Below are 10,585 nucleotides of genomic sequence, written 5' to 3'. Positions count from 1 at the left end.
ACGCGTCGGTCTTGCAGTTGTCTTGCGCCTTGCATCTCACTATTTTTGAACAGTCTGGAGATGTTTTCGGGCCCCCCGCCGGGGGCCCGTTTTCGTGGAACGGCCCGGCTTGCCAGGGGCAGGGGCGGGGGGTATCGTACCTGACTTCCGGCGCACCCCGCCGGATCCCAAGACAACAGACAACCTTTTTGGAGCATGCCATGCTGGTGCCCCAGGGCTACAGGTTCGCCGCGGCCGCCGCGGGTTTCAAGAAGCAGGACCGCCTCGACCTCGGAGTCGTGGTCAGCAAGGCCCCGGCCTCGGCCGCGGGCGTGTTCACCACCAACCGCTTCCAGGCCGCCCCGGTGCTCGCGGGCAAGGCCCTGCTGGACAAGAGCGGCACGGCCCGCGCCGTGATGATTAATTCCGGCCAGGCCAACGCCTGCACCGGCCAGGAGGGCCTGGACAATTGCCGCGTGACCCGCGAGCTGGTGGCCCAGAACCTGGGCATCGGCGAGGACGAGGTCCTGCCCGCGTCCACGGGCGTCATCGGCGACCAGCTGCGCATGGACAGGTGGCAGGCCGCCATGGACGAGCTGCGCGAGAGCTACGGCAAGCTCGGCCCCCTGGACATGGCCAAGGCCATCATGACCACGGACACCTTTCCCAAGCTGGCCTGGCAGTCCTTCGAGGCCGAGGGCCGCGAGGTGCGCGTGCTGGGCATGTGCAAGGGCGCGGGCATGATCAGCCCGAACATGGCCACCATGCTCGGGGTCGTCATCACCGACGCGGCCGTGGAGCCGGAGCTGTGGCGGCGCATCATCCGCTGGGCCGCGAACGAGAGCTTCAACCGCGTCACCGTGGACGGCGACACCAGCACCAACGACACCATCTACGGCCTGGCCAACGGCGCCGCCGGGGTGGAGTTCGAGGAGGGCGGCGAGCAGGACCTGGCCGAGGCCGTGCTCGAAGTCTGCCAGGAGCTGGCCTACCTCATCGTGCAGGACGCCGAGGGCGGCACCAAGGTGGTGGAGATCACCGTGTCCGGGGCCGTGGACGACGCCCAGGCCGACATGGCCGCGCGCACCGTGGGCAACTCGCCCCTGGTCAAGACCGCGCTCTACGGCAAGGACCCCAACTGGGGCCGCATCGCCGCGGCCCTGGGCCGCAGCGGCGCCGAGTTCGATCCCATGAAGGTCTCCATCGCCATCGGCGGCCTGGAGATATTCAAGGACGGCCAGCCCGTGAAGATGGACATCGACGCCATGTTCGCGCCCATCCTGGACCGCCAGGACGTGAACATCGACGTGAACCTGGGCGCGGGAAAGGGCGAGTCGTACATCCTGGCCTCGGATCTCACGCACGAGTACATCTCCATCAACGCCGACTACCGCACGTAGGGCGCGATAAGGGCGCGTCTGCTGCGTTGCTGCGCGAGATTCAAACCCTCGCGTACGGGGAGTACGCGTCGGTCTTGAATCTCGCTTGCGCCTTGCATCCACACCCTTCTCGCGCCCTACGTGGTCGCGTGGGCGGGGATGGATAAGAAAAAGTCAGTGAAGACACATTATTAGGATTACATACTATGAGTTTCAAGAAGAGCGACGACGAGAGCTGCGCTGTTGGGAGCGATGTGGGGCCGGAGCGGTTGAAGCGCCTGGCGGACTTTTTGTTCGAGGCGGGGATGCTGCGCAAGACGCCGCGCACGGGGTACCAGTTCCTGGGCACCGGGCAGGAGAACGTGGCCGAGCACAGCTTCCGCACGGCGGTCATCGGCTACGTGCTGGCCGAGATGGCCGGGGCCGACGTCTCGCGCACCACGCTGCTGTGTTTGTTCCACGACCTGCACGAGGCCCGCACGGCGGACTTCAACTACGTGAACAAGCTCTACAATTCCTCCAATCGCACCAAGGCCCTGGAGGACGCCACCAAGGGCACGGGCCTGGGCGGGGCCATCCTTTCCATGTGGGACGAGCTGGAGGACGTGGAGACCCTGGAGGCCGCCCTGGCCCAGGACGCGGACCAGATCGATCTGATCCTGAACTTGAAAGAGCAGTCGGACCTGGGCAACAAGTACGCGGACAAGTGGATCGAGGGCGCCATGCCGCGCCTGCGCACCCCCGAGGGCAAGACCCTGGCCGGGCAGATCCTGGTCACGGACCACACGGACTGGTGGTACAAGGGGCCGGACGAGTCCTGGTGGCAGAACAAGAACGGCAAGAGCTGAGGCGGCTCGCGCCGCTTGCGAATCTTCCGGGCCCCGCGCATGGACGTGCGCGGGGCTCTTTGTCCGGGTAACCAGAGGGTGTCCGGTTGACTGGTCAGACCAATTGACAGGCGATATGTGTTGGTTGTATTGGTCTGACCAGTGAGCACAACCAGTTCGCGAGGAGTGCGTATGTCGCAAGGGGAAGAGAACACCGCGCCCGTGGGGCGCACGGCCTTCAGCAGGGCCGTGGAGCGCATCAGGAGCCTGGTGCGTTCCGGCGAGATAGCCCCGGGGGGCAGGCTGCCCTCCGAACGGTATTTGGCCGAGGAATTCGGCGTGGCGCGCAGTTCCGTGCGCGAGGCCATCCGGACCCTGGCCGACCAGGGCGTCATCGAGTCCCGCCGGGGCGCGGGCACCTTCCTGGTGGACCTGCCCCAGAGCGAGATCCTGGCGCGCCTGACCAGGGGCCTGGCCAACCATCGCAGCCGCATGTCGCAGGTCTTCGGCTTCCGCCGTCTGCTGGAGCCGCAGCTTGTGCGCGAGGCCGTGAAGAACGCCACGCCCGAGCAGCGGGCCCGCCTGTGGGCCGCGCTGGGGCGCCAGGAGCGGGTCATGGCCCAGGGCGGCAGCGGCCGCCAGGAGGACCGGGAGTTGCACCGGCTGATAGCCGAGGCCACGGGCAATCCCATCGCAGTGGAGGCCGTGCGGACCCTGGCCCGCATGTTCGACGAGCCGCGCGCGCAGCACCTGGAGAGCCGGGAGCGCGACAGGGTGTCCCTGGAGGGGCACCGGCGCATGCTCCAGGCCTTCGATGCCGGCGACGCCGACGGCGCGGCCCAGGAGATGGTGCGCCACTTGAGTGAAATGGAAGCATTTTTGTGCGAGCAACATGAGGATCCCTACTGATCCCGGAAGTCCTGGGAAAAGGGCGGCGGATCATGTCGTTGGCGGGCGCGTCGATGCGTCCGCGGGTTGCAAACAAGGCGCCTGTGGCGCCGCAAGGAGCGAGTCATGAAGGAAGTACGGGACAAGGCGCGTGAACTGATGAAGGGCTTTTGCCGGGTCTGCCCGGTGTGCGACGGCCGCGCCTGTCGGGGCGAGGTCCCGGGCATGGGCGGCCTGGGCACGGGAGCGTCCTTTGAAAACAACATCAAGGCCCTGGCCGAGCTGCGCCTGCGCATGCGCCTGATCCACGACGCCGTGGAGCCCGACCCGTCCGTGAATCTCCTGGGCCTGGATCTGGCCATGCCCGTGTTGGCCGCGCCCATCGGCGGCGTGTCCTTCAACATGGGCGGCAAGATCACCGAGGAAGAGTATGTGGATTCCGTGCTCGGCGGCTGCAAGAACTGCGGCGTGGTGGGCTGCGTGGGCGACGGCGTGCCGGACTTCATCATCGACGCGGCCTGCGCGGGCCTCAGGAAGTTCCCGGGCATCCCGTTCATCAAGCCCTGGGAGGACGAGGAATTCCAGGCCAAGATCGCCAAGGCCGCGGACACCGGGGCCGCCATCTTCGGCATGGACATCGACGCCGCCGGGCTCATCACCCTGCGCAAGATGGGCCGCCCCGTGTCGCCCAAGCCCCTGTCCAAGCTCGCGGAGATCGTGCGCGGCGTGCAGGGCAAGTTCATCTTGAAGGGCGTGATGACCGTGGAGGACGCGCGCCTGGCCGTGGAGGCCGGGGTGGACGCCATCGTGGTCTCCAACCACGGCGGTCGCGTGCTGGATCACGCCCAGGGCACGGCCGAGGTCCTGCCCGCCATCTGCGACGCGGCCCGGGGCGACCTGGAGATCATCGTGGACGGCGGCGTGCGCACCGGCGCCGACGTGCTCAAGATGCTGGCGCTGGGGGCCCACGCCGTGATGATCGGCCGCCCCATCAGCGTTGCCGCCCTGGGCGGCCTCACCGACGGCGTGACCAAGTACCTGGAGCAGATCCGCGGCGAGCTGCTGCAGGCCATGGTGCTCACGGGCTGCAAGACCGTGGGCGACGTCACCCGCAACATCCTGGCCTAGCAGACTGTTGAAAAACGCACGGTTGCGGCGTTGCTGCGGAAAATCCAAACCCTCGCGTACAGGGAGTACGCGTCGGTCTTGAATTTCCCTTGCGCCTTGCACCCGCACATTTTTGAACAGTCTGCGATAAGGAATATTGATTGTTGAAATCCCCGCGCGGGGAGGGACGTCTTTCCCCGCGCCAAACCTCAACCCGGCATCCAACCCCAAGGAAGTGACTCCAATGACGACTGTTCTCCTGACCTACGCGCTGGTGGGCGCCATCGCCGGAATCCTGGCCGGGCTGTTCGGCATCGGCGGCGGCCTGGTCATCGTGCCCATGCTCGTCTACTGCTTCACCGTCCAGCACATCAATCCCGACCTCATGATGCAGATCGCCCTGGGCACGTCCATGGCCAGCATCCTGTTCACGGCCACGTCCAGCTTCATGGCCCACCACAAGCGCGGGGCCGTGGATTGGAGCGTGGTGCGCAAGATTGTCGTCGGCATCCTCCTGGGCACGTACCTGGGGTCCTTCGTGGCCTCACGGCTGTCCTCGGATTTCCTGAAGGGCTTTTTCGTGCTTTTCCTGTACTACGTGGCCTGGCAGATGATCAGCGGCAAGAAGCCCAAGCCCTCGCGCCACCTGCCGGGCGGCCTGGGCATCACCGGCGTGGGCGGCGGCATCGGCATCATCTCCAGCCTGGTGGGCATCGGCGGGGGCACCCTGTCCGTGCCCTTCCTGGTCTGGTGCAACACGCCCCTGCACCGGGCCATCGGCACCTCGGCGGCCATCGGCTTCCCCATCGCCCTGGCCGGGTCCTTCGGCTACGTGGTCAACGGCACGGGCGTGGAAGGGCGGCCCGAGTGGTCCCTGGGCTTCGTGTACCTGCCCGCCCTCATCGGCATCGTGGTCACCAGCGTGTTCACCGCGCCCATCGGCGTGCGCCTGGCCCACAGCCTGCCCGTGCCCAGGCTCAAGAAGGCCTTCGCCGTGCTGCTGCTGGTGGTGGCCACCAAGATGCTGTTCGGATTGTTTTAATCCTCCTCCCCGGTTCAGGCCAAAGGGGCCGTCCGCGAGGCGCAGGGGCGCATTGCGGGCGGCCCCTCGCTTTTGGCGCGCCGTTTTTCCTTGTTGCTCTTAACATGTTGACAAACCAGCATTAACAATTCATCACACAGGCCAATACTGACGAGGCGACGGGCGGCCCACGGGCCGTTCCGTAAGAAAAAGACCGACCAGCTCATCACCAGGCGACAGCCCGGCCGAGTGCGCTGGTCGGCTCTTTGTGCGACTTTGCGCGCCGTTCGCGGGGGCTCCGGGGCGGCCAAAGGATTCTGCTTTTCATGTTGGCCACATTTCTTCTGTCCGTCGCCGTGGGCGCGGCAGCCGGCATCCTGGCCGGACTGTTCGGCATCGGCGGCGGCATCGTCATCGTTCCCTTGCTCGTCTACAGCTTCACGTACCAGGCGGTGAACCCGCACGTCGTCATCCACCTCGCCGTGGGCACGTCCATCGCCAGCATCCTGTTCACCTCGATGTCCAGCTTCCTGGCCCACAACCGGCGCGGGGCCGTGGACTGGCCCGTGGTGCGCGCCCTGACTCCGGGGCTGGTGGCGGGCTCCGTCCTGGGGGGCTATGCCGGGGCGCACATGGCCGCCCGCTGGGTGGTGGGGATATTCGCCGCGTTCCTGTTCTGGGTCGCCGTGCGGATGATGCTCAAGGACGCCACGGACGGCTGCCGCGCCCTGCCCCGGGGCCGAGGCCTCGCGGGGGTGGGCCTGGGCATCGGCGCCGTGGCCAATCTGGTGGGCATCGGCGGCGGCACCCTGGCCGTGCCGTTTCTGTCCTGGTGCCACGTGCCCATGCGCCGGGCCGTGGGCATCTCCTCGGCCGTCTGCCTGCCCGTGGCCGCCACGGGCGTCGTGGTCAACGTGCTGGGGGGGCTGGGCGTGGCCGGGCGGCCCGACTGGTCCCTGGGCTACGTGTATCTGCCCGCGTTTTTCGGCATCGTGGCGGCCGGGGCGGCCACGGCCCCCCTGGGCGCGCGCATGGCCCACAGCCTGCCCGTGGGCAGGCTCAGGATGGGCTTCGGCGCACTGCTGGCCCTGGTGGCCCTGAAGATGGCCTGGGGTCTGGCGCTGTAGCGGCCGGGGTCAGTCGTCCTCGGGCAGCTTATCCGCGTACCTGTCGCGGATGGCCATGAGCACGTCGTAGATGCTCAGCGCCGCGTCCACCACCTCGGGGTCGAAGTGCTCCCCGCGCTCCTGCTTGATGAGGGACACGACCTTCTCGTCGGGCCAGGGCTCCTTGTAGGAGCGCCGCGAGCTCAGGGCGTCGAACACGTCGGCCAGGGCGCAGATGCGCGCGGTGACGGGGATGTCCTCGCCCTTGAAGGGCCTGCCCATGGCCGTGATCTCGCCGCCCAGGTGGCCCACGGCCCCGGGGTAGCCCCGGCCGTTCCACTTCTCATGGTGGCCCAGGGCGATTTCGCCGCTCATGGCGTCCAGCTCCGAGGTGGAGTGCAGGAACAGCCGCGCCCCGAGCACCGTGTGGAACTGCATGACCGCGAATTCCTCGTCCGTGAGCTTGGCGGGTTTCTTGAGGATCTTGTCCGAGATGCCGACCTTGCCCACGTCGTGGAGCATGGCCGCCACGCGCAGCAGGTCCTTGTTGCGCTTGCGCTCGGCCTCGTCCACTCCCTTCATCTGCGCCCAGCGGTGGTAGATCTCCGCCGAGAACGCGCCCACCCGCTGCACGTGGGGGCCGGTTTCGGCCGGGTCCCTGAGCTCGGCCATCTGCATCATGCGCAGGATCAGCTCGCGGGTCATCACGGCCCGCTCGATGGCCACGGAGGCCGTGGTGGCGAACAGCGGCAGCACCGCCCTGGCCTGGGCGGAGAAGGGCACGGGCCTGCCTTCCATATCCTTGGCGTTGATGAGCTGGATCACCGCCGAGACGCCGCCTTGGGAGGTGGTCACGGGCAGGGTCAGGATGGAGGTGGTGCGGTAGCCGGCCCTGCGGTCGAAGGCCGGGTTGAACTCCACGGGCGAATCGGCGGGCATGTCGTAGGCGTCGTCGACGGCCAGGGGCTCCCCGCGCCCGGCCACGTAGCCCACGAAGGAATGGTCGTCGATGGGCACGGTGACGTCGGCGTAGATGTCCTTGTTGATCTCGCCCTCGCGCATCAAGGTGTCGTTGTGCACGAAGCTGAACTTCAGCTTCCCGTGCTTGACCAGATAGATGGTCCCGGCGTCGGCCCGGGACAGCCTGCGGCATTCCAGGAGCACGCGGTCCAGGGTGGCGTCCAGGTCCTTGAGCTGGTTGAGCCGCTCGTTGATCTTCAGGATCCTGGTGATGAGTTCCGGATCGCACGCGGGCAGCGCCGTGTCGGCCATGGGTCCCTCCGTAGGGGCTTATGGTGCAACAAGCTTACACGGTAGCGACCGGCCCGGCCATGTCAAGGGAATTTGGAACGGGCCCCAAAACAAGGCCCCCGGCGCCGTGGGGCGCCGGGGGCCGGGAAAGCGTTTCCGCCGCCCGCTAGAGGAGCGTCAGGTCCCAGTTGAAGGTGCTGGTGCGCGTGGGCGCGGGCACCTCGCGGGGCACGGGCTCGAAGATGTGCGCGAACATCGTGTATCCGGCCTCGGCCAGCTCGCGCTCCTTGTTGCGCAGGTCGATGCCCCAGCCCGGGTAGATCCAGGTGTTCTGGCCGTAGCGACGGGCCCAGCAGACTTCGCCCTTGGGGCTGGTCAGCGGCTTGTCCGTGCGGAAGCCCTCGGGCGGCACGCGGGTGATGCCCAGGGGCCACAGCCCGTAGGTCACGAAGCCCAGTGGGACGGGGCTCGTGGCGGGCAGGGCCAGGGCGTCCTCCCGGGACAGTTCCGGGCTGACGAACGCGCCCACGCAGCCCATGTCGCGCACGGCCTCCAGGGCCAGGGCGTTGGTCAGGTTGCAGAAGGGCCCGGCCCACAGCTCCAGGGGCTTGCCGCGCCCCTCCTTGAGGGCGCGCTCGAACAGGGCCGCCTGCCACGGCGCGCCCAGCACGAAGCGGCGCACCCCGGACTTGAGGGCCTTGGCCACGGTGGCGGACCAGAGGTCCTCCTCCCCGGGCCAGATCACCGGGGGCAGCCACCATTGCAGGTTCACTGCGCCCTTGACCGGGGTCTTGGGCGCCAGCCACAGGGCGGCCTGGGCTCCCTTGTGCATGCTCTTGGGCATCCTGCGGTTCACGTTCTGGACCACGGAGCGGCCTTTGGGCCGCTTGCCGGGCTTGGGCAGGGCCGGGACGAACTCGCTGGGCCCGGCCTTGGGCGCTTTGATGCCGGCCAACTCCTTGTCCAGCTCCGCGATGCGCCGGGCCAGCTCGGGTTCGCGGCGGTCGATGAGGAACACCGGGGTCCCTTCCTTGGGCACGCCGCCCTTGCGGGCCTTGAAGTCCAGGCGGCCGCCCTTGGGCACGGCGCGGGTCACGCGCACGGTCTGGTGCCAGGGTTCGTCCTGGTAGCCCACGCGCAGGAGGTCGCCCTTGAGGAGCGGCATGCGCGGGGACAGGCTCTGCTTCAGGCCCATGGATTTGCCCGTGCGCGCCACGGCCAGGCCCGAGCCGGTCTGGGCCCCGGGTTCCGTGGGCACGTGGGTCCGCTGGGGCAGGAAGCCGTAATGCGTGGTCTGGCGCGACAGGGCCTGGTCCAGGAGGCCCTGGGCGGTCTTGCGCGCGGCCGGGTCGCCGCCCTCGTCGCGCAAGAGGCGATAGGCGCTGGTGGTGTAGTACACGTAGTGCGCGCTTTTCTTGCGGCCCTCGATCTTCCAGGCGGCCACGCGCGGCTCGTCCAGGAGCGCCTTGACCAGCACGTCCAGGCCCAGGTCGTTGCAGGAGAAGAAGCGGGCCTTCTTGCCGCGCTGCTCGTATTCGCGGCGGCAGGGCTGCACGCAGCGCCCGCGCAGGCCGCTCTTGCCGCCCATGTAGCTGGACCACCAGCAGCGGCCCGAGACGTTGTAGCACAGCGCCCCGTGCACGAAGACCTCCAGGTCCAGCCCCTCGGGGCAGCCCTGGGCCATGGCCTTGATCTCGTCCACGTTCAGTTCGCGCGGCATGACCACCCGCGAGATGCCCTGCTTGGCCACCTGGGCCAGGGGCGCGGGGTGGCTGACGTTGGCCAGGGTGGAGAGGTGCAGCTCGCCCTCGTAGCCCACCTGGCGGGCCAGGGCGGGCAGGGCCAGGTCCTGCACGATGAGCCCGGCCGGGCGCACGTGGCGGGCCAGCCGGTCCAGGAGCCGCCCGGCGGACTCCACGTCCCCGGGCTTGACCAGGGTGTTCATGGCCACGTACACCCTGCTGCCTCGGGCGCGGGCCAGCTCCGTGAGGGCGGCCAGCTCGGACAGGGAAAAGTTTTCGGCCTGCATGCGCGCCGAGAAATGTTTCAGCCCCAGGTAGATGGCGTCCGCGCCCGCTGCCAGGGCGGCCAGGAAGGCTTCGCGGTCCCCGGCGGGGGCCAGGATCTCGGGACCCTTGCTTGTGTTCGTCATATCAACCCTGTATGTTTTTACGGATGGGCGCCGCATCCGGCGTCGGCGCGACTTATAAGGAAGAGCGAAGATGTTTGCAAATGCTTGCCAGGATGTGACGGTACAATCCCTGACCCGCTTCGGCAAGGGCGGCGACGACGGGAACTTCTTTGAACTGGCCCTGACCCACCCCGGCGAGGAGGGTTCGGCCTGGGCTGGCTGGCGGCCCGGGCAGTTCGTGATGATCCGGCCGAAAAGTTTCGGCCTGGAGCCCCTCATGGGCCGCCCCTTCTCCATCGCGGGGGCGGACGAGGAGGGCGGGGTGCGCGTGCTCTTCCAGGTCCTGGGCCGGGGCACGGCCAAGCTGGCCGAGCTCAAGCCCGGCGACCCCGTGACCATGTGGGGCCCCCTGGGCAACGCCTTCGCCATGCGCCCGGACGAGCGCACCCTGGTCCTGGCCGGGGGCATCGGCATCGCCCCGTTCTTCACCTACGCGGAGCGCCACGGCCGCCCCGAGAACCTGCGCCTGGTCTTCGGCCACCGGCCGCCCATCGGCTGCTACGGCTTCGACCGCCTGGGCGGGCTGTGCGCCGCCGAGGCCCACCGCGAGACCTGCCCCCAGGATCTGCAGGACTTCATCGGCCTCCTGGGCGAGCTGGTGCCGCAGTATTGCAGGGACGGGCTCATCGTGGCCTGCGGGCCCATGCCCTTTTTGCGCACCATCAAGACCCTGGCCGACGAGCACGGGGGCCGCGCCCAGCTCTCCCTGGAGAATCGCATGGCCTGCGGCGTGGGCGCGTGCCTGGGCTGCGTGTGCGAGCACGACAAGGACGGCCCGGTGTCGGTCTGCGCACGCGGGCCGGTGTTCTGGTCCGACGAGATAAGCATTTAAGGAC

At 68.3% G+C, this 10,585-nt stretch carries 9 protein-coding genes; 7 read left to right on the top strand and 2 right to left on the bottom strand.

Features of this window, described 5'->3' with window-relative positions; all coding sequences use genetic code 11:
• Positions 1-200 precede the first annotated feature (200 nt).
• The 6 genes from argJ (at position 201) to ACYYG1_RS00970 (ending at position 6,328) form a co-directional block, all read left to right on the top strand.
• Entirely contained in the window at positions 201-1,379 is a 1,179-nt protein-coding gene (gene argJ, locus ACYYG1_RS00995) for a bifunctional glutamate N-acetyltransferase/amino-acid acetyltransferase ArgJ (RefSeq protein WP_461208399.1), read from the top strand.
• A gap of 185 nt (positions 1,380-1,564) precedes the next feature.
• Positions 1,565-2,206: an HD domain-containing protein gene (locus ACYYG1_RS00990; RefSeq protein ID WP_461208398.1), complete on the top strand. Its 642-nt coding sequence runs from the start codon at positions 1,565-1,567 to the stop codon at positions 2,204-2,206.
• A 171-nt stretch (positions 2,207-2,377) separates the two neighbouring features.
• Positions 2,378-3,094, top strand: coding sequence for a FadR/GntR family transcriptional regulator (locus ACYYG1_RS00985; RefSeq protein ID WP_461208397.1), 717 nt, complete (start codon positions 2,378-2,380; stop codon positions 3,092-3,094).
• A 105-nt stretch (positions 3,095-3,199) separates the two neighbouring features.
• Complete coding sequence (locus tag ACYYG1_RS00980) at positions 3,200-4,201, top strand: alpha-hydroxy-acid oxidizing protein (protein WP_461208396.1); 1,002 nt, start codon at positions 3,200-3,202, stop codon at positions 4,199-4,201.
• 223 nt (positions 4,202-4,424) lie between these two features.
• Entirely contained in the window at positions 4,425-5,222 is a 798-nt protein-coding gene (locus ACYYG1_RS00975; RefSeq protein ID WP_461208395.1) for a sulfite exporter TauE/SafE family protein, read from the top strand.
• Positions 5,223-5,527: 305 nt separating this feature from the next.
• Positions 5,528-6,328 (top strand): sulfite exporter TauE/SafE family protein, encoded by an 801-nt coding sequence (locus ACYYG1_RS00970; RefSeq protein ID WP_461208394.1) that lies wholly within the window; start codon positions 5,528-5,530, stop codon positions 6,326-6,328.
• Positions 6,329-6,337: 9 nt separating this feature from the next.
• On the opposite strand, the gene ACYYG1_RS00965 is transcribed toward ACYYG1_RS00970, so the two are convergent.
• Both ACYYG1_RS00965 and ACYYG1_RS00960 read right to left on the bottom strand, forming a co-directional pair.
• The gene (locus ACYYG1_RS00965; protein ID WP_461208393.1) at positions 6,338-7,579 is read right to left on the bottom strand and encodes an HD domain-containing phosphohydrolase; all 1,242 of its coding nucleotides are present in this window, start codon (positions 7,577-7,579) and stop codon (positions 6,338-6,340) included.
• Between the two features lie 145 nt (positions 7,580-7,724).
• Positions 7,725-9,710 (bottom strand): peptidase U32 family protein, encoded by a 1,986-nt coding sequence (locus tag ACYYG1_RS00960; RefSeq protein WP_461208392.1) that lies wholly within the window; start codon positions 9,708-9,710, stop codon positions 7,725-7,727.
• A gap of 70 nt (positions 9,711-9,780) precedes the next feature.
• Here ACYYG1_RS00960 and ACYYG1_RS00955 point away from each other — a divergent pair, with 70 nt between their 5' ends.
• Positions 9,781-10,581, top strand: a complete 801-nt coding sequence (locus tag ACYYG1_RS00955) for an iron-sulfur cluster-binding protein (protein WP_461208391.1) — start codon at positions 9,781-9,783, stop codon at positions 10,579-10,581.
• The last annotated feature ends 4 nt before the right edge of the window (positions 10,582-10,585 follow it).

The sequence above is a fragment of the Desulfocurvus sp. DL1XJH-121 genome, assembly GCF_054819825.1.
The sequence above is the reverse complement of the archived record's forward strand: the minus strand, read 5'-3'. Positions and strand labels throughout refer to the sequence as shown.

Bases quoted from the DNA above. Each gene is read 5' to 3' on its own strand.
- argJ (WP_461208399.1), top strand. From the start codon at position 201: ATGCTGGTGCCCCAGGGCTACAGGTTCGCCGCGGCCGCCGCGGGTTTC.
- ACYYG1_RS00990 (WP_461208398.1), top strand. From the start codon at position 1,565: ATGAGTTTCAAGAAGAGCGACGACGAGAGCTGCGCTGTTGGGAGCGAT.
- ACYYG1_RS00985 (WP_461208397.1), top strand. From the start codon at position 2,378: ATGTCGCAAGGGGAAGAGAACACCGCGCCCGTGGGGCGCACGGCCTTC.
- ACYYG1_RS00980 (WP_461208396.1), top strand. From the start codon at position 3,200: ATGAAGGAAGTACGGGACAAGGCGCGTGAACTGATGAAGGGCTTTTGC.
- ACYYG1_RS00975 (WP_461208395.1), top strand. From the start codon at position 4,425: ATGACGACTGTTCTCCTGACCTACGCGCTGGTGGGCGCCATCGCCGGA.
- ACYYG1_RS00970 (WP_461208394.1), top strand. From the start codon at position 5,528: ATGTTGGCCACATTTCTTCTGTCCGTCGCCGTGGGCGCGGCAGCCGGC.
- ACYYG1_RS00965 (WP_461208393.1), bottom strand. From the start codon at position 7,579: ATGGCCGACACGGCGCTGCCCGCGTGCGATCCGGAACTCATCACCAGG.
- ACYYG1_RS00960 (WP_461208392.1), bottom strand. From the start codon at position 9,710: ATGACGAACACAAGCAAGGGTCCCGAGATCCTGGCCCCCGCCGGGGAC.
- ACYYG1_RS00955 (WP_461208391.1), top strand. From the start codon at position 9,781: ATGTTTGCAAATGCTTGCCAGGATGTGACGGTACAATCCCTGACCCGC.